At 56.6% G+C, this 19183-nt stretch carries 14 protein-coding genes and 2 tRNA genes; 7 read left to right on the top strand and 9 right to left on the bottom strand.

Features of this window, described 5'->3' with window-relative positions:
• Positions 1-60: 60 nt before the first annotated feature.
• Entirely contained in the window at positions 61-1326 is a 1266-nt protein-coding gene (ilvA, locus tag HMPREF2854_RS07695; RefSeq protein ID WP_186822499.1) for a threonine ammonia-lyase IlvA, read from the bottom strand.
• Between the two features lie 127 nt (positions 1327-1453).
• Between ilvA and orn the strand changes: the two genes are divergently transcribed.
• The 4 genes from orn (at position 1454) to ettA (ending at position 5592) form a co-directional block, all read left to right on the top strand.
• Positions 1454-2080, top strand: a complete 627-nt coding sequence (gene orn / locus HMPREF2854_RS07690; RefSeq protein WP_083309459.1) for an oligoribonuclease — start codon at positions 1454-1456, stop codon at positions 2078-2080.
• A 153-nt stretch (positions 2081-2233) separates the two neighbouring features.
• Positions 2234-3331 (top strand): LPXTG cell wall anchor domain-containing protein, encoded by a 1098-nt coding sequence (locus HMPREF2854_RS07685; protein WP_070621123.1) that lies wholly within the window; start codon positions 2234-2236, stop codon positions 3329-3331.
• A gap of 8 nt (positions 3332-3339) precedes the next feature.
• Complete coding sequence (locus HMPREF2854_RS07680) at positions 3340-3819, top strand: single-stranded DNA-binding protein (protein ID WP_070621122.1); 480 nt, start codon at positions 3340-3342, stop codon at positions 3817-3819.
• A gap of 90 nt (positions 3820-3909) precedes the next feature.
• Positions 3910-5592: an energy-dependent translational throttle protein EttA gene (gene ettA, locus HMPREF2854_RS07675; protein ID WP_070621121.1), complete on the top strand. Its 1683-nt coding sequence runs from the start codon at positions 3910-3912 to the stop codon at positions 5590-5592.
• 111 nt (positions 5593-5703) lie between these two features.
• On the opposite strand, the gene HMPREF2854_RS07670 is transcribed toward ettA, so the two are convergent.
• The gene (locus HMPREF2854_RS07670; RefSeq protein WP_070621120.1) at positions 5704-8178 is read right to left on the bottom strand and encodes a bifunctional metallophosphatase/5'-nucleotidase; all 2475 of its coding nucleotides are present in this window, start codon (positions 8176-8178) and stop codon (positions 5704-5706) included.
• Positions 8179-8319: 141 nt separating this feature from the next.
• Entirely contained in the window at positions 8320-9255 is a 936-nt protein-coding gene (locus HMPREF2854_RS07665) for an acyl-CoA thioesterase (RefSeq protein WP_070621119.1), read from the bottom strand.
• 118 nt (positions 9256-9373) lie between these two features.
• Here HMPREF2854_RS07665 and HMPREF2854_RS07660 point away from each other — a divergent pair, with 118 nt between their 5' ends.
• Together HMPREF2854_RS07660 and malQ are read left to right on the top strand one after the other, a co-directional pair.
• Positions 9374-9622 (top strand): PTS sugar transporter subunit IIB, encoded by a 249-nt coding sequence (locus HMPREF2854_RS07660; protein ID WP_083309472.1) that lies wholly within the window; start codon positions 9374-9376, stop codon positions 9620-9622.
• A gap of 107 nt (positions 9623-9729) precedes the next feature.
• On the top strand, positions 9730-11877 hold the full coding sequence (malQ, locus tag HMPREF2854_RS07655) for a 4-alpha-glucanotransferase (protein WP_070621117.1): 2148 nt from the start codon (positions 9730-9732) through the stop codon (positions 11875-11877).
• A gap of 91 nt (positions 11878-11968) precedes the next feature.
• Here malQ and HMPREF2854_RS07650 read toward each other — a convergent pair whose 3' ends face one another.
• The 6 genes from HMPREF2854_RS07650 to HMPREF2854_RS07625 form a co-directional block, all read right to left on the bottom strand.
• The gene (locus HMPREF2854_RS07650) at positions 11969-12430 is read right to left on the bottom strand and encodes a PTS sugar transporter subunit IIA (protein WP_070621116.1); all 462 of its coding nucleotides are present in this window, start codon (positions 12428-12430) and stop codon (positions 11969-11971) included.
• On the bottom strand, positions 12430-12675 hold the full coding sequence (locus tag HMPREF2854_RS07645) for a PTS sugar transporter subunit IIB (RefSeq protein WP_070621115.1): 246 nt from the start codon (positions 12673-12675) through the stop codon (positions 12430-12432). The genes HMPREF2854_RS07650 and HMPREF2854_RS07645 overlap by 1 nt, the downstream gene beginning before the upstream one ends.
• 132 nt (positions 12676-12807) lie before the next feature.
• Positions 12808-15357 carry an aminopeptidase N gene (gene pepN / locus HMPREF2854_RS07640; RefSeq protein WP_070621114.1) on the bottom strand — a complete coding sequence of 850 codons (2550 nt, stop codon included), beginning with the start codon at positions 15355-15357 and terminating at the stop codon, positions 12808-12810.
• A gap of 186 nt (positions 15358-15543) precedes the next feature.
• Positions 15544-17544, bottom strand: a complete 2001-nt coding sequence (locus HMPREF2854_RS07635) for a M13 family metallopeptidase (RefSeq protein WP_070621113.1) — start codon at positions 17542-17544, stop codon at positions 15544-15546.
• 131 nt (positions 17545-17675) lie between these two features.
• Positions 17676-18263 (bottom strand): PepSY domain-containing protein, encoded by a 588-nt coding sequence (locus HMPREF2854_RS07630; RefSeq protein ID WP_070621112.1) that lies wholly within the window; start codon positions 18261-18263, stop codon positions 17676-17678.
• Positions 18264-18352: 89 nt separating this feature from the next.
• Positions 18353-18426, bottom strand: a tRNA-Pro gene (locus HMPREF2854_RS07625).
• Between the two features lie 102 nt (positions 18427-18528).
• Here HMPREF2854_RS07625 and HMPREF2854_RS07620 point away from each other — a divergent pair.
• A tRNA-Gly gene (locus tag HMPREF2854_RS07620) sits at positions 18529-18602 on the top strand.
• The last annotated feature ends 581 nt before the right edge of the window (positions 18603-19183 follow it).

Raw genomic sequence — 19183 nt, 5'->3', positions numbered from 1 at the left:
GCGCTTTCGCGCCTGTTTGCACGCCTATTCTAGGTGGTTCACCGAAGTGAACCAAATGCGTTAAATGAGCAGGCGGAAAATTTCTGAGTCGAGAGGTACCGGCTCAACGTGCAGGGGTGAGGATGCCATCCTGCGTCGCAGTTGATGAATGTCTGCGGCGCGACCAAGGTCAATGCCTACGAGTGCTGGGCCCGTGTCACGGTTGTTTTTCTTGGTGTACTCAAAGTGGATGATGTCTTGATCTTCAGCGAGTACATCGCGAACGAATCCGAGTAGGGCGCCCGGCTCTTGGGGGAAGGTCACCAGGAAGTAGTGACGCAGCCCCTCGTGACGCAACGAGCGTTCCTGCACTTCGGCGTAGCGAGACAGGTCATTGTTGCCGCCGGAAACCATGGCTACAACAGGTCCGTTGGGAATGTGGGGGAGGTATCGGCGTGCAGCGGCGGAGGCGAGAGCCCCGGCCGGCTCGGCGATAATGCCTTCGGAATGGTACAGGTCAAGCATTTCAGAGCACACTGCGCCCTCGGGAATGACGATTACGTCGTCAAGGCAATCGCGCAGGATCGGGAATGTAACGTCACCAACGCGTCCCACGGCTGTGCCATCTACGAAGTTATCAACCTGGTCTAGTGATACGGGTTTGCCCGCGCGTAGTGCTGCTTTGATGGAGGCAGCCCCTTCGGGCTCTACGCCAATCACTTTGATGGAGGGGCGCATAGTTTTAAGCCACAGCGCAATTCCGGCAGCGAGGCCTCCGCCTCCCATTGGAAGCAGAACACAGTCGGTATCTGCAGGAATTTGCTCGGCTAGCTCCACGGCGATGGTGCCCTGGCCAGCGATAACCATCGGATCATTGTAGGCGGGAACAAACACTAGGTTTTCTCGCTCAGATACTTCCATAGCCTGCGCATTTGCCGCGTCGAATGTGCCGTCAACTATGATCTGCTCAACCCATCCGTCACCGATGGTGGCAATGCGATCGCGTTTTTGCCGCGGAGTGTTGGAAGGCAGGAAGATCTTGCCGCGGATCTTCAACGTCGCACACGCATATGCCACGCCCTGAGCGTGGTTTCCAGCGGACGCAGCTGCAACACCTCGTGCCGCCTCGCTATTGCTGAGGGACGCAATCTTGTTGTATGCCCCGCGAACCTTGAACGAGCGGCACAGCTGAATGTCTTCGCGCTTCAAATAAACGGGTACGCCCACTTCCTCACTGAGCCTAGGGGAGTATTCCAAAGGTGTTTTCTTTGCCACTTTGGCCAGGCGCTGCGCAGCCTCGTCAATATCTTTTGCACTGAGTTGAAAATCGGATTCCATGGCCCACATCTTATGGAAATATACGAATACGTAGTCTTGCCGTCCCACATGTGAACGCCGGCAATAACCAGGCGCGTATCTCCCACGGTAGTAACGACGGTAAAAAGTTTGCCTAAAAATCACTAGAGTAGAAGGCATGAGTAAAAAACCACGCCGTCCGCTCGTGTGGATTGACTGCGAAATGACCGGCCTTGATCTTGACAAAGATGGGCTTGTTGAAGTAGCTGTCGTGATCACTGACGAGCAGCTAAACGTTGTAGACCCCGGAATAGACATTGTCATTAGGCCTTCGCAAGAAGCGCTGGACAACATGGGGGATTTTGTACGCAACATGCACACCGAATCCGGCCTGATCGACGAGTTTGAAACCGGTGTTTCACTTGAGGAAGCCCAGCGCGAGGTTTTGGACTACGTAAAGAAATTTGTACCGCAGCCACGCCAGGCGCTCCTTGCCGGTAACTCGATTGGGACCGACAAGGCGTTCTTAGAGCGCGACATGCCCGAGCTCATCGACTACTTGCACTATCGGGTAGTCGACGTGTCTTCCATCAAAGAGCTCGCCAAACGCTGGTATCACCGCACGTTTGAGGAAGCCCCGGCTAAGCACGGTGGCCATCGCGCTCTTGCGGACATCCTCGAATCCATCCAAGAACTCGTCTACTATCGTCGCGTTCTCTTCCCGCAGGGGGAGGGGCCCAGCAGACAAGAGGCCAGGCAGGTTGCCGCCGAGGTTATAGCCCTTGGCATTCCAAACATCGAGTAGAGCAACCTCGAGACGTAGCTCTTAACGCCTACTTTGCGCGGTTTCCACAAGGAGGCCGCGCAAAGCTGTATCCACAGCCAAAACCTCGCGGTGTTTCCAGCGTGGTTTGCGCTTCGCATCATGAAGTCACCCACCTAGTTGAGAGGACTTCATATGAAAACTGGAACGCGCCGAATCCTAGCGGCCTCAACGGCTCTGTTTGCGACACTAACCCTAAGTGCGCCGGCGGCGCTCGCGGCGGAAGAACCGTGGCAGCTATTTGGACAGGGCCAGCTATTCGTTGCTAAATCAGGAGATTATTACGGGGTGTGCGCCGGTGATGATCAGCTTCGTAAAGGCGCTCCGGTAGCGCCAAAAGACGCTGCGTTCAAGACCTATCAGGTTGGTCAAGCAACCCCGCGAAATACCGCAACATCCATTGGCAATACCGATATTAAGACGGTGATGAGCGCGGATAAGACTTGGGTAGTTGCCGCGCTCTACCACCTTTATGCAAAGGACGTTACCAAGAGCGGGCATCACGCGAAGTCGTTTAGCTTTGCGGTGCAGAGCCAGCTTTCAACCTATGGCAGGTTTCCCGTGGAGAACCTTGACGACGGTGGCGCGCTTGCTCGACAGATGGTTGCCGAAGCCGAGAAGATTGCTGGCCCATACACGCTAAAACCGTGGGTTTCATACAAGGACGGCGTGGTTACTATCGAAAACCTAGGGGTCAAGGGCAAAGCTGGGTGGATCAAGGGACTACCCATGGAAGTAACTTTCACACACGCAAGTGCCGGCGAGGTGAAGAATACCCTTACAAGCGCCGCAGAGCCTATCAGTGCCCAGGCAGAATATTCGGATCCTGGCGAGGTGTCGGTTCGCGTTAAGGTCAGTGGCTTGCCCGCGGACAAAATCAACATTTGGGAACACCCTGAACACCAGGATCTGGTGGTAGTGCCGTGGGGTAAAAGCTCACTTGAGGCGAGCGGAACCGTGAGCGTTCCGCCTCCTCCCACGCAGCCAACCACGCAGCCAACAGAGCCGGAAACCGAGCCCACAACTCAGCCGACTACCGAACCGTCACAGCCGGAAACTGAGCCCACTACTCAGCCCGAAACTGAGCCAACTACCACGCCAACTACAGCCACTGTCGACCAGCCGCCAACACTTGCAAAAACCGGAGCTACCAGCCTGTTCTTGCCCGCGTTTGGCCTTGCATCCCTAGGCAGCGGATTCCTGCTGTTTAGGCGCAGCGGTGGCGAAGCATAGGAGAGATCATGGAAGAAACTTGGAACACCGATACCGTGGTTGCAGATAGCAACACCACAACTGCAACTGTTGCAGTGCCAACCTCGTCGAGGTTGAAGACGTTCTCAGCAGACGCAGTGACCATTACCGTTCGTGGCCGCCTCGGGTCGCACATTGATCTGAAAACCCTGCCGTCAGGATCAAAGCTGGCGAGGGCGCGTATGGCCGTAACCAGACGCGGGCGTGATGATGCCGGGAACTGGCATGATGCGTCTACGGCCTGGTACACGGTCAAAATGTGGGGTCAGCTAGCCGAGAACGCGGCCCAGTCTTTACAAAAGGGACAGCCGGTGATTGTAACTGGTCGGCTCGAAGTCAACGAGTGGTCCAACCCGCAGAGTGGAAGCAGAGGGACAGAGCTGGTCATAACCGCTACGACCATCGGACACGACCTCGGGTATGGCACGGCCGCATACAGCCGTCCCGTGAAGGAACTAGCTACCCGCTAAACCGTGAAAATCCGCCGGCCCGCGTTGGATCGGGCCGGCGGTTCACGTACACTAGGCTCGACTAAGCCTAGTTAAACGTGAAGGTATGGCATGGCTGAATACATCTACCAAATGATTCGTGCGCGCAAGACGCACGGAGACAAAGTAATTCTTGACGACGTGACGATGGCGTTCTTCCCGGGCGCTAAGATCGGCATGGTTGGCCCCAACGGTGCCGGCAAATCCTCGATTTTGAAAATCATGGCCGGCCTGGACGAGCCGTCAAACGGTGAAGCTCGTCTTTCACCCGGATACACGGTTGGTATCTTGCAGCAAGAGCCCCCGCTGGATGAGGACAAAACTGTTCTTGAAAACGTGGAGCTTGGTGTTGGTGATACGGTAGCGAAACTGAAGCGCTACAACGAGGTTTCGGAAGAGATGGCTAATCCGGATGCGGATTTTGATGCCCTCATGGAAGAGATGGGCAAGCTACAAACCGAGATCGACGCGGTGAATGGTTGGGATCTTGAATCGCAGCTCAACCAGGCGATGGATGCACTTCGTTGCCCACCACCAGACACGCCCGTGAACGTTCTGTCCGGTGGTGAGCGTCGCCGCGTGGCGCTATGCCGCCTACTTCTTGAGGCGCCGGACCTGCTACTGCTGGACGAGCCCACTAACCACCTTGACGCTGAGTCAGTACTGTGGTTGGAACAGCACCTGGCGTCCTATCAAGGCGCAGTCATTGCAGTAACTCACGACCGCTACTTCCTAGATCATGTGGCCCAGTGGATTGCTGAGGTCGACCGCGGGCGTTTGTACCCGTACGAGGGTAACTACACCACCTACCTCGAAACGAAGAAGGAACGTCTTCAGATTCAGGGTAAGAAGGACGCCAAGCTTGCGAAGCGCTTAAAGGACGAGCTCGAGTGGGTTCGCACTTCTGCGAAGGGTAGGCAGGCAAAGCAAAAGGCCCGTCTGGCTCGCTACGAAGAGATGGCTGAAGAGGCTGAGCGCACCCGCAAACTGGACTTTGAAGAAATCCAAATTCCGCCGGGCCCGCGCCTCGGTAACGTCGTTATCGACGCCTCGAACCTGCAAAAGGGCTTCGGGGATCGCAAGCTCATTGACGGCCTGTCATTCTCGCTACCGCGTAACGGCATCGTTGGTGTGATTGGCCCCAACGGTGTTGGTAAAACCACGCTGTTCAAGACGATCGTTGGGCTTGAACCACTAGATGGTGGCGATCTGAAGATCGGCGAGACGGTCAAGATTTCTTACGTGGATCAAACCCGCGCAGGCATTGACCCGAACAAGACGCTGTGGGAAGTGGTGTCTGATGGCCTCGACTACTTGGAGGTTGGCAACGTTGAGGTTCCCTCACGCGCATACGTGTCTGCGTTCGGATTCAAGGGTGCCGACCAGCAAAAGCCCGCGGGCGTGCTTTCCGGTGGTGAGCGCAACCGCCTGAACCTAGCACTAACACTCAAACAGGGCGGCAACCTGCTTCTATTGGACGAGCCAACTAACGACCTCGACGTTGAAACCTTGGCATCCCTAGAAAACGCTCTCCTGGAGTTCCCCGGCTGTGCTGTTGTGGTCACTCACGACCGCTGGTTCCTTGACCGTGTAGCCAGCCACATTCTTGCCTGGGAAGGCACCGAAGAGAACCCCGCAAACTGGTACTGGTTTGAAGGTAACTTCGAAGCTTACGAGAAGAACAAGATTGAGCGCCTCGGCCCAGAAGCCGCGCGCCCACACCGCGTAACGCACCGTCGCCTAACCCGCGACTAAACGGTTTCGCCCCGCGCGGCGCTAACCTACTTCAAGTAGATAAGGTTTTGGCCCGGATGTTTCAAACATCCGGGCCAAAACCTTATCTGTAGCTAGTTCAGCTAGATGAGCCTACGCCTGCTTGCGGCGAAGCGCTAGCATCGTGCCACCTGCGAACAGAAGGGCAAGTGCGCCAGCAGCCGTGCCAAGCACGGAGACACCGGTCTTAGCCAGTGGTTTGCTTACACCCGTGTTGCACTTGTCGTTCATCATTGCGGTCCAAGACCATTCGGTCTTAGCGTTCGGTACGAAAGTGAATCCGTCCACCGGCTCGGCCTTGACGATGATCGTCTTGCCGTAGGGGTAGACGAACTTGCCCTCGGCGTTAGCCTTGAGTTCTTTGCCGTCCACGGTAACCGTGTACTTCACGCCCTCCATGTCCTTAACCGTTGCGTACGGCTTTACCGTGCACGAGGCTGGATCGGAGGCAGACGGATTGATGAACTCCGGCGCAGCCGGCGTCACAACCATGCCCTCACCGGGCTCTTCAGCAGCCGGACCACAGTCCACCGTGAGGGTCAGGCCAGAGGCTTCCGAGATGAGCTCTGGAGTATCAGCGCTCTGCTCATCGGCGGTGCCGGCCTTAACTGTTAGCGGCAGGTTCACGGTTCCCGAACGGTCCTCGCAAACCCCCGTGACGCTGAACTCAATCGGAGCGTCCGTGTAGCCAACGCCGTCAGCAGTTACGATTGCGTTTGCGTTCGCTGCATTTGCGTCTTCCAGCGTGTTGTTGACCGCGCCGGTTGCCACGTTCTTGCCATCAACATAAAGCGTGACGTTCTTCGGCGCTGCTTCGCCCGGTCCGGAGAACGAGAGACCGCGTAGTGCCAGCGTGCCGGAGACAACCGGCTTGCCGTCTACACTCTCTTCACTCTGAGTTAGCGTGGCGCCAACGGAGGAAACTGCTGCGCGAGGAGCAACCTTCGGGTTATCTTCTAGGTACTTTTGGATCCACTCGCGGTCCAAACCATCCGGGATGGTGGTGAGGGTAGCCTTGATTGAATCTTCCTTGAGCACGTCGAACGAGTCGCCACCAGCAAGGAGGAAGGTTACCGAACCTACCGAGTAGGTAGCCTGCGGATCAATCGGCTGGCCATCGAGCAGGATCGAAGTAATACGATCGCCCATCGGGCGAGCTGGATCGTACGTGTACTTCACGTTCTTAGACAGGCCGAGCTTCAGCATGGGACGCGTGGAGTTTTCGCCAATTTCCTTCCACTGCTGTTCAAGCAGCGTCTTGAACTGTGCTCCGGTCATCTCAACGTAGCCAACTTCGTTGGAGAACGGCGCTACCGCAAAAACGTCGCCAACGGTGAGCTTGCCGTCCTTTGGAACGAGGTCTGCGCGCAGGCCACCAGCGTTGATGATGCCAATGTCGATCGGCTTGCCATCAAGCTTGGTGAAGGAACCCTTCATCGCGTCAGCAACAAGGCTACCCAGGGTGGATTCGGTACCACGGTTTTCACCGGATGCCTGCTTGCCGCGGTAGAAAGCGCTGTCGGTTTCTAAAACGACCTTCTCCTTGGCTTCTTTAGCCTTGGTTACGGCCTCGTCTACAACGCCCTTCACGTCGGCGTCTTCGCCACAAGCTACAACGTCGGCTGCGGGGATCTGGACAGCCTTGGCTTCTACGATCTTCTTCTCGACCTTGTTGTACTTCACCTCAACGTTTGCGAGGTTGTCCGTGAAGCTACCCGACGCAGTGGTAGCAACGATCGGCTTACCGTCCTTGTTCGTAAGAGCGTTATCGCCAGAGAAGTAGTACGGCTTGTGCGTATCGCCACCCATGAGGATGTCAACATCACTGGAGAGGCGCGGGGCGGAGATCAGAACGTCGTTGTCGTACAGTGCAACGACGATGTCGGCCTCACCGTTCCCCTCTTGACCGTCCTTGAGGATTGCGGCGTACTTGTTTACTGTCTCAGCTGCCGGCAGGAAGTTAACTTCGTCAAAAGTGCCGGGTGCTACCTTAGTGGGCGCATCCTCTTCAATGGCGGCGATGAAGCCTACCTTCACACCAGAGGGAGACTCCCAGATCTTGAACGGATCAAACAGGGTTTCACCGGTGGCCTTGGAAACAATGTTGGCGGCCAGGTAGGGGAACCCGATCTTGATGTATCCGCCTTCACCGTTCACGCGCTTCATGAGCACGTCGAGGCCCTTATCGAACTCGTGGTTACCAATCGCTGAAGCGAAAACGGCCGAATGGTTCAGTGCTGCAATGGTTGGGTTGTCGTCTTGCGAGCCCGAAGTGAACGGGGAAGCACCGATGTTGTCGCCAAGAAGGGTGAACACAGAGTTCTCGTTCTTGGCTTTCTCGTTCTTCACGTAGCAGGCGGTGGAAGCCAGACCGGCCTCGGTCACCTTGCGCTTGTATTCCGACTTTTCAATGTGACCGTGGATGTCGGTCATATTGAAAAGGTTCATTGTGACAACGTCACCTTCCGCGCCACTTCCGGATTCGCTGACGGGATCCTCAGCAAATGCGGCGAGTGGAGAGACAACTAGTGCGGCGGTTGCGATTGCGCCTGCGACTAGGGTCTTCACAGATCTCCTCATTAAAACTTCTCCTTTTGGGATGAAACGCAAAATCGTTGCACTTCATTTTAAGGGGCAGAGGAAACCGCTGTACAGAAAACAAAAGTTTGGACGCGCAAACTTCGTTGCTCGTTTACTGTGGTGAAACACTTATGAAACGGGTGGGACTTCAAAACCCCAGCTTGAGGGCGCGCAACCTTCTTCGGGAAGGCGAAGCATTGCCTCTTGCATGGCCTCAGCAACAAGCTCGCCGCTCTCGGTAAACACGCGCACATGTCCCGTGGCACGCGCGCCGTTTGCGGACGGGGATTCTTGGTCGTAAAGCAGCCACTGGTTGATGTCGAAATCTTGGTGGAACCACATTGCGTGGTCGAGGCTGGCTAGCGCGAGGCCGGGAGTGAGCCACGATAGGCCGTGGGTGCGCAGTGCGGGTTCCATCATGACTTGGTCTATAACGTAGGCCAGCAGAGCGCGCGAGGTCAGGGGAGTGGTACCAGTTATTTCGGCGCGCGGTTTCATCCAGAGCTGTTGGCAGCGGCTCTTGTTGGGCGAGGCGTTGATATACAGGTTCTCTTGGACGTGTCGCACGTCAAACGCGGCGGTTTTACCCAGGAACTTGCCAACCGGGTGGTTAAGGGAGCGGAAGTATTCGAGGGCGGAGATAAGCTCTTCCGGGCCGGGAACATCCGGGATTTGCGAGGAGTGTTCAACGCCGGATTGGCGTAGCTGAAAACTGGCCATGAGGGTGAGCAGGTCGCGCCCGTCTTGCGTGGCGCTCACCTGCCTGGAGGTGAATGAGCGTCCGTCATGGGTGCGCGCCACATCGAAACTGATCGGGCAGGCTGGATCGCCGCCGCGCAGGAAGTACGCGTGTAGTGAGTGGGGTGGTCGCTCGTTGTTATCTTCGATTGTTGCGGCCGCGGCCAGCAGGGCCTGGGAGAGCACTTGCCCGCCGTACACTCGATTCATCTGCGGCAGTGAATCAGCTTCGAAGCGATCTTTATCGCCGCCGCGTAGCTGTAGAACTCGCAGAACGGAGGCGAGGGGTTCGCTGGTGATAGTGGGAACGCCAATCGGAGCAGTCATAGCCCTTATTCTCCCGTGAATCGACGCGGTCTGCACGCCGGCTGGTACTTTTGCCACTTCCAATTTGTAATCTGAGACACTATTATGTGAGTCGGGTTACATGTGTGGAGGAGTGAAAGTGACGATTGCAGAGAAACTCGTTGAAGGGCTCGGGGGCGCTCAAAATATTGAGGACCTTGAGTCTTGCATCGTGCGTATCCGCGCCATCGTTTCGGAGCCGGCACTTGTTAGTGAAGCCGTGATTCGTGAGACCAGTCCGATAGGCGTTGTGTCGTCGGGCCGCTACGTGCAGATTATTGTGGGACGGTCTTCTGATGTCCTCGTGGCTGAAATGAACGAGGCCATTAAAGCAACAGTGTTTTGCTAGACGTTTCGCGCACTTACCTTCCCGAGGGGAGTAGGTGCGCAATAATTTTGGGCCTGAGCGTTATCAGACTAAAATTGGTGTGATACCCACCGCACCGGGAGTTTTCAATGACGCAGCTTTCATTCGATGTAGCCAATATGGATCGTTTGCAGCACCTTGCTCAGCTAAATGGCGTATCTACTAGTTTTTGGGATTGGCACGGCAACCTGCTGGATGTGAGTGCAGAAACGTTGATTACAACGTTGCAGGTGCTGGGCGTGGGCATATCGGACGCTCCGGATGCGACTGAGTTGGATCGCTGCATTGCGGGTTTTGAAGACGACAAGTGGCTGACGGTTTTGCCACCCACCACCGTGCTGCGCGGCGGAAATTATGGCGAGCTACTGGTGCACGTTCCCGATGGGGAGAGCGTAAGTGTTTCGGTGGCATTTGAGGACGGCTCTGCGCGTGAGCTTCGCCAGGTGGACAACTGGGATCCCCCTCGTGAAGTGAATGGCGCTATGCGGGGCCGGGCAGCGTTTGCTCTGGAGACGGATTTCCCGCTGGGCTATCACAAGCTTTACGCGCATCTAGGTAGTGGTGAAGAGGCCGAATCTCACCTCATTGTGGTTCCGAGCGCGCTCAATCTGGATGAGAAGCTCGCGGGTAAGAAGTGGGGCATTTCTAGCCAGCTGTACTCGGTTCGAGCTAACGATAGTTGGGGCATGGGTGATGCTCGGGTTCTGGCGGCAATGAACCGCACGTTTGCGCAGATTGGCGCGGATTTCCATTTGATCAACCCGTTGCACGCGTCGGCTCCGGTGGTGCCGATTGAGGCCTCCCCGTATCTGCCGGTTACTCGCCAGTTCATTTCCCCTCTTTACATTGCACCGCGCCTGGTTGCTGAGTATGCGGATCTTACCGATACCGCGAAGGCGTATGTGGAGGAGCTCAACGAGGCCTCGCGCACGGAAGATTCGGACCACATTGGTCTGATTGATCGGGACTCGTCATGGTCGGCAAAGGTCCGGGCGCTGTGGGAGATTTTCACGATTGGGCGCAGCGCGCAGCGTGAAGCCGAGTTCAATAGTTTCATTGCTGAGGGCGGTCCGGCGCTGTACAAGTTTGCCGTGTGGTGTGCGCTGGTGGAGCGTTACGGGCTGCATTTGCCCGAAAAGTACGCGGATTCAGATTCTCTTGCGGTTGCCGCGTATGCGGAGGCGAACAACAAGCAGGTGCGCTTCCACATGTGGATGCAGTGGATTGCTCGAAATCAGCTGGATAATGCGCAGGAGGTCGCTCTTGGCGATGGCATGAGTGTTGGCATCATGTCGGACCTCGCGGTTGGCGTGCACCCGTATGGGTCCGAAACCTGGTCGCAGCCCGAATTGTTTGCGCGCGGCATGACGGTTGGTGCGCCGCCGGATATGTATTCCCAACTGGGCCAGGATTGGTCACAGCCACCGTGGAATCCGCGATCGCTTGCGCAGGCTGGTTATGAGCCGCTGCGCCTGATGATTCGCGCGGCCGCGCGGTTCTCTGGCGCGATCCGTATCGACCACATTTTGGGCCTGTTCCGCCTGTGGTGGATTCCTAACGGTAAGACCGCGAATTTTGGCACGTACGTGAATTACGATCATGAAGCGATGGTTGGCGTCCTCCTGCTGGAGGCCTACCGGAATAACTCGATCGTGATTGGAGAGGACCTGGGCACGGTCGAACCGTGGGTTCGTGGGTACTTGAATGATCGCGGAGTGCTCGGCACCTCAATCCTGTGGTTTGAGCGTGAGGATGACGGTTCGCCGCGTCGTCCGGAGAACTATCGCCGTGACGTTCTCGCTGCGGTAAATACGCATGATTTGCCGCCAACCGCGGGATATTTGGAGGGTATCCAAACATCGATCCGCGAGGAGCTTGGGCTTCTTGTGGAGCCGGTGGAAGTGGTGCGTGCAGCTGATAGTGCGGAGCTGGAAATGTTCACCTCGCGCATGATCGAGTACGGCCTGCTAGATGAGGAGGATCGCTATGAGGAGCAGCCCCTGATCGATGCGTTGCATCGCTATATTGCTATGACGCCATCGCGCCTGCTGGTGGTGTCGTTGGTTGATATTGTGCGCGAGCGCCGCCCGCAGAACTTCCCGGGCACGAGCACGCAGTATCCGAACTGGCAGATTCCGTTGGGCGATGAGAGCGGCCGGGAGATCCTGGTGGAGCAGCTAACGCCCGCCGCGCTGGCGCGGTTCGCAGATGTGATGAATGAGGCTGTCCATAGCTGAGTTTGATTAGTTTCTGAATTGTTTGATCCCGCGCAATGCGTGGGATCAAACAATTCATGGGAGCTAAATCAGTCTCGGTTGACCTGCCCGGCTATCCGCTCTTGACGGTGTAAAGGTGATCCTCCCGGGCGATACTGTTTCCGGGTGAGGTGTGCATGGTCAGCATTTCTGCGGGCAGATCGCATGCAATGACGGATACGGAAGTGGACAGGCCGGCTTCTTTCGCAACGGCGGAGTCCCACCTGACAATGGCTTCTCCCTTGTGAACGGTATCGCCTTCGGCTTTTAGAACTTCGAAGCCTTTGCCGCGCAACTTGACGGTGTCGATACCAAGGTGCACGAGAATCCCAATGCCGGAGGGGCAAAACACGATGAAGGCGTGCGGGTGGACTTTGAGGAGCTTGCCATCAGTGGGGCACACCACGTCGTGCCAGCGTTCTTCCACGGGGGCTACGGCTATTCCTGATCCAACGATGCCCTGGGCGAGGACGGGATCATCGACGTCCTCGAGCGCAATTATGGTTCCGCTTAGGGGTGAGCAGACTTCCAGCATTACTGCAGGCGTCCGATTTCGTCGGCGATTTCGTCGGCTTCTGGACCCACTACTACTTGGACGACGGTTCCAACTTTGACCACTCCGAAGGCGCCCGCAGATTTGAGGGCGTCATCGTTTACCAGGGCGCGATCGCGAACCTGTACGCGTAGGCGCGTGATGCAGGCTTCGAAAAATTCGATGTTTTCTTTCCCGCCAAGACCGGCAACGATGGCTTCAGCCTGAGTCGCGTGTTGGTCGCTCATTTCCACTCCTATGCTTTGCGTCTCTATTTAGGATACTACGCGTCATCTTTCTGGATTGCTCGATTGGCGGGCGTGGTACAAAGCGGGCCCGCTTGATTGAGCGGGCCCGCGGTTGTCAGTGTTTACCTGGTGTCACAGCTGTTGGATAGCTACGGCTCGTTGCGCCTCCGAAATGCTTTCGGAGAGTAGGCGGACGAGGCCGGCGGGTGCGTCCTTATGCTCTTCAAGCCACTGCCCGCCAATGGCTACGACATCTACATCGTCGAGGCGGCCAGCAAGCGGCGTGGGGAAGCCCAGTGCCATGATGGACTGCGCGGTGTGCGGCGTGTTGGTGTTCCACACGTCCAGGGCGGTGTCGAAGAACTTCTTGGCGCCCGCTGAGAACAGCTCAGGCTTTGTGGAAACTCCGGCCCAGTACCCACGGCCTGCGGCTATGCGCATGTCGTTGGAAAGGTCGGGGTTGTACATGAAGTTTTCGAACGCGGCGTCCTTGACGGCCTGGTCCGTTTTGGCGGCGCGGGCTTGAGTGGCCTTCTGCTCGCCGGTCATGGTGGCGTCTTCGGCCAGCATCTGGTCAATCTGGAGGTCCCCAGCAATACCGGCAGTAACGGAGGCGGTAAGGAATGCCCAACGTAGTTCTACATCTAGGTCAAGTCCCATCAGAGTATCTTCGCTGCTCCGCAGGTGCTCGATCGCTTCGCTCTGCTCTTGCGTTGTTGCGCGCCGGGCAGCGGCGAAGGCAAGGAGCCTCTGCTGGTCCGAGCCAGACGAGGCTGCGCGCAGAAGTAGCAGCAACCTGCCTGCGACGCGCTCCAAAACCTCGCGGCGCTCCTCGTTTGACGTGTAGTAGGCAGCTGCGGTGTCCAGTTGACGCAGCCATAGGCCCATAACCGTGATGTCTTGTTCAACGGGTAGGGCAGCCATGACCAGGTCAATGAACTTGCGGGCCGGCATTTGCGCGTCGCGAACCATGTCCCAAGCGGAGGCGATAATGATCGACCTCGTCAAGGAATCTTCAAACTTATCGATGTTCGCGGTTGCGAACCGCAGGGAGTCTTCGTCCATGCGAATCTTCGCGTAAGCGAGGTCGCCATCATTCACCAGGATCAGCGCGGGGCGCTTGATTCCACGGGCGCTTTCAACGATGGTGCGTTCGCCTGCAACGTCGAGTTCTTCGTGGAACGTGCGTTCAATACGGCCATCCACGAGGTCGTAGCCGGCCACTGCCAGGCGGTGTGGGCGCAGGGAGGAGCCGGGGGTGAAGGTTTCTTGCACAACGGCAAGTTCGCCCAAGGTGCCGTCCTCGTTCAAGTTGAAATCAGGGCGAAGTAGGGTGACGCCGGCTTCTTCCAGCCAGACTTTAGACCAGGCCTCAAGGTCGCGCCCCGAGGCCGCTTCAAGCTCGCCCATGAGGTCGGGCAGGGTGGTGTTTTGCCAAGCGTGCTTCTCAAAGTATTTGCCGAGAGCGGCAAAGAAGTTGTCGCGGCCAACGTATGACACCAGCTGGCGAAGTACGGCCGCACCCTTGGCATAGGTGATGCCGTCGAAGTTTACTTCCACATCTGCGAGGTCGCGGATGGGAGCGACGATGGGGTGCGTGGTGGGCATTTGGTCTTGTCTCATGCCCCAGTCTTTGCGGGCCATGAAGCCGATCCACGCGTTCTTCCATTCCTCGGTGCCTTCGGCTAGGCACAGGTGGGACATGAACTCGGCGAAGGACTCGTTGAGCCACAGGTCGTTCCACCAGCGCATGGTTACCAGGTCGCCAAACCACATGTGGGCAAGCTCGTGCAGGATCGTGTTTGCTAGGCCCTCGAGCTCGGCTGCGGTGGGCTTAGCGCGGAAGATGTACTGGTCGCGGAAGGTTACGCATCCGGCATTCTCCATTGCGCCCGCGTTGTATTCGGGCACGAAAATCTGGTCGTACTTGCGGAACGGGTAGGGGCGGCCATATTCCTTTTCGAAGAAGGCAAAGCCCTTGCGAGTTACGTCCATCACCCAGTCGGCGTCAAGGTAAGACTCGAGGGACTGACGGCAGTAAACGCCGAGGGGGATTTCCCGCCCGTCGGTAGATACAAGCGATCCGGTTTTACCAACGTACGGGCCTGCAATGATCGCGGTGATGTAGGAGGAGATTTGTTCCGTGGGGGTAAAATCCCACCTCTTCAGCCCGTCCACGTCGCTGGGCGTAGGCGTGGGCGAGTTGGAGAACACTACCCAGTCGGCGGGAGTGATCACGTGGAAGGTGAACTGCGCCTTCATATCGGGTTGTTCAAATACGGCAAAAACGCGGCGCGAGTCCGGTACTTCGAACTGGGAGTAGCAGTAAGACTTGCCGTCGGCTGGGTCGGTAAAGCGGTGTAGGCCCTCGCCGGTGTGCATGTAGCGGCATTTGGCTACCACGGTGACGCGGTTGCGGTCTTTTAGGCCGTCCAGGTGGATGCGCGAGTCTTGGAAGGCGGCGGTGTCTCTTTGTTCGCCATTTACTTCCAGCGAGTAGACCTCGTCGGCAATCAGGTCCAGGAAGGTTTCAGCGCCTTCGTGCGCGTCGAAGTCCACCACGGTTTTGGAGGTGAAGGTCTCTTCATTCTCAGCCAGGTTTAGTTCCACGTCGTAGTGGTAGACGGTTGCAATTTTTGATCTTTCTTCAGCTTCAGCGCGCGTCAGGTTTTGCCCTGGCATGTTGCCTCCTGTGTCCTGTTGGTTTGCAAAATCTGCGTGATGGATATTTATCACGTGTTCTACACAATTCTTACACTTTTTTACAAAATTTGCCCCGCTGAACAGGTGTTTGGTGTTCAGCGGGGCAAAATCTCGTGAGCCGCGAGCGCTCTATCCGCGTAAGTAGAAAGAGCGGGTGCGGGTCTGTTACCAGATTTCCACGCGTTCGCTGGGGTCTAGCCACATGCCGTCGCCAGGCTCGGTGTGGAACGTTTCGTGGAAAGCATCCACGTTACGCAGCACGCCGTTGCAGCGGAATTCCGAGGGGGAGTGCGGGTCGATGGCCAGCAGTTGCAACGCCCACTCATCACGTGACTTGGAACGCCAGATACGCGCCCATGAGTAGAAGAACTGCTGGGCGGCGGTCAGGCCGCCGCGCTCCTCATCGGCTTCGGTGCGTCCGGATTCTTCGAGGGCAATATGGTAGGCCTTCCACGCGATGCCAAGGCCGCCAAGGTCACCAATGTTCTCACCGATTGTGAGCTTGCCGTTCACCTTGTGTGAGTCGTCAAGCTGCTCGGGTGAGAACGCATCGTATTGGGCGATGAGGCTAGACGTGCGCTCTTCGAAAGCCTTGCGGTCTCGCTCTGTCCACCAGTTGTTGAGCTTGCCTTCGCCGTCATAGTGCGAGCCTTGGTCGTCAAAACCATGGCCGATTTCGTGGCCAATAACGGCGCCGATCGCTGCGAAGTTAACCGCGTCAGTCTCGCTTGGATCAAAGAACGGGTTTTGCAAAATGGCCGCGGGGAACACGATCTCGTTCATCGTGGGGTGGTAGTAGGCGTTGACCGTTTGCGGGGTCATGAACCATTCCTTCTTGTTGACGGGGCCAGACAGCTTGCCGGCCTCCTCATCAACGTGGAACTGCGCAACCGCGCGCACGGACTCAACCAGGGTGGCGCCAGGCGTGAGCTTTGAGTAGTCCTTCCACTCGTCCGGGTAGCCAACCTTGGGAGTGAATCCTGCCAGCTTATCCAGAGCGCGCTCGCGGGTTTCTTCACCCATCCACTCCAACTGCGAGATGGAGCGACGGTAGGCCTCCAGCAGGTGTTCCACCAGTTTGTTCATCTGCTGCTTGTATTCGGGTGGGAAGTGTTTGGCAACGTACTTCTTGCCTAGCGCCTCGCCCATCGCTCCTTCAACAAATGAAACGCCGCGCTTCCAACGGGGGCGCTGCTCGGTGGCGCCGGTGAGGAGGCGGTTGAACTCGAACCCGTTATCAACAAATGCCTTGGCAAGGTAAGCCGAACGCGCCTGGATGACTTTCGCGTACGCCCACTTCTTCAGCGTTTCCAAGGCGGTGTCATTCCAGAGGGAGGGGATCGCCTCAACGTAGGAGGGCTGGCGCACGTTAACGGGCGTGTCGCCGGCGGTGGGCAGGCCGGTGGCTTCCCACCAGGCGGTCCAGGGGTAGTTGCCCGAACTTTCAGCGAATTTGCTGAAAGTGGTGGGGTTGTTGGAAGCCACGGCGTCGCGAGTCTTCACATTGTCCCAGTGGTGGGATGCAACTTTGGTTTCGAACGCCAATACGTCTGCGCCAAATGCTTCACCCACAGCGCCAGCCCAGCCCTCAAACTGTGCGTCGGCGGCGATGATTTCACGAGCCTTATTCAGGTAGGTGACCAAACCTTGGCGAACGGTTTCGTACTGATCTTCGCGGTAGTAGGCCTCGTCGGGCAGCGAGATGCCGGCCTGGTAAGTGAACACCGTGTAGCGAGCCGGATCATTCATATCCGCGTCGATGATGGCCTCGAGAATTCCTCCAACGCCCGTGGTAGCAAGCTTGCCCATTGCGACGGCAAGCTCCGCGTGAGTTTCTGCCTGATCAATGAGGGCAAAGTCGGGGGCCAGCGGCTTTGCGCCGAGTGCCTCAACGGCCTCCTCGTCCATGAACTGGCCGTAGAGGGTGGCGAGCTTTTGCTCTTCCACGTCCGCACTGGCCGGGTCTAGGGCCTCGACGATGGTATGAATATGCTCCTCAGCTTCGTCGCGTAGCTTGTAAAACGCGCCATCGCTGGGACGGTCGGAAGGAATCTCATGTTCCTTCAGCCACGTTCCATTTGCGTGACGGTAGAAGTCTTCGGTCGGTTTAACGGACTGATCCATGATCTTCGGATCAGTCAGTGAGTCTGAATAAGAATTTGCCATGCCTCAACCTTAACGAAAGTGGGCGGCTGGTGAATTCTTAAGTTTTGGTAATACTTATCCGCGTAACCCGCCCGAGTCGCTACCTTTCGTTGTGGGCAGACTGCGGGCGGGCTACTTGTTTTGGCGCCTGACTAGTCGTTTCTTACCTCTACAACAGAGCCAGACTGGTAGTCTAGGCGGACCTTCTTGTAGTCCTTGGCGTTAGCGTCGTCAAAGTCTATTTGCCAGGTGACAGTGCCGTTGTCTTCATCGAGCTCTACCTCGTCGATGTAACCGTCTGGGACGTCCGCTAAGGCCTTTTCGATCGCGTCGATCATGGGTATGGCCTGCGCAACGTATTTCTTGTCATCGCCATCAGCGTTGTCAGTTTCGTGTTTAGTGACCTTACCGGCCGCATCAACGTAGTATTCGATTTCGTTTTCGCCGTGAATAACGGTGACTTCCCACAGGCTCTTGGAGTCTTCACGGTCTAGGCTCACAGCCTTTCCACCAGATTCAGCTTCAACGGCCTTGATCGCGTCGATAGCGGTCTGGTTGTCGGCGAACGGGATGATATCGGAGGATGGATCGCCCGTAGTTTCAGTTGTCTCCTGCGCCTGGGTGGCTGTTTGCGATGGGGCCGTTGTTTGCGCTTCTTCATTCGAGATGGCAGTGCAACCGGTTAGGCCAAATGCGAGAGCGCTGGCAGATACTAGTGCGATGTACTTTGTTTTAATCATGCCAACAGTCTTTCGAACATATTGGGGTATCGCATCTTGAGGGTGGTGAAATGAGGAAGGTCCTCAACGGTTTGCTGAGGACCCAACTGTCGGGATGGCGGGATTTGAACCCACGACCTTCCGCTCCCAAAGCGGACGCGCTACCAAGCTGCGCCACACCCCGTGCCAAGAGACAATCATAGCGGGTAACGGCCTGCATTTCACAACTCGGAGGTTTTCCGGTAACATTTCCATTTGTCGAAGCGGTGAATGCCGACTTCGCCGCGCGAGTGTAGCTCAATGGTAGAGCCTCTGCCTTCCAAGCAGATAGTGCGGGTTCGATTCCCGTCACTCGCTCCACTTAGACGTCGGATTTGATAAGTACCCTTTTGCGTTAGCGAGTATCGCTTAGGGGGGCAAAATCGCTTGCGTTAGCGGGTTTGAGTTTTGCGTTACCTAGTATCGCGTTTTCCCTGTTCGGATAGGGTTTTGGGGTTTAACTCGCTAACGGAGATGGAAAATGCGCTTCTGTGACCTGGCGTTAACGGTGGATCAGTGGTGTTGGTTCTAGGTCAGTAAACTTAGAATGATATTGTCTTATTTCTCCTTTTCCTTTTGAAACTCAACCGCTAACTGACCTTTTTCTGGAATGCATTTAAAGCTCAGTTTTGCATCCTTAGAAACGGCGCTGTCAAACTCCGCTACCAGGAATAATGTGGTTCCGGAACTTGATGGAAGATTTAAATGTGAATCATGGGCGCTAAAGCTATCGCTGCCTAGTTTACATTGAGTGAAGTCATAGCCGGTCTCGAGCAAGTCTTGAGAAGCGAAAAGGTAGAGAGGCTCCTAAGCACGTCTAAGGCCATGGAGCGCACGCCTCCAAGGCCTTAGAGTCAGAGATTTAAAAGGCAAAAATCCCCACGGCTTTAACCGTCAATTTG

Source organism: Actinomyces sp. HMSC075B09 (genome assembly GCF_001812395.1).
In the GTDB taxonomy this organism is placed as follows: domain Bacteria; phylum Actinomycetota; class Actinomycetes; order Actinomycetales; family Actinomycetaceae; genus Gleimia; species Gleimia europaea.
The sequence above is the reverse complement of the archived record's forward strand: the minus strand, read 5'-3'. Positions and strand labels throughout refer to the sequence as shown.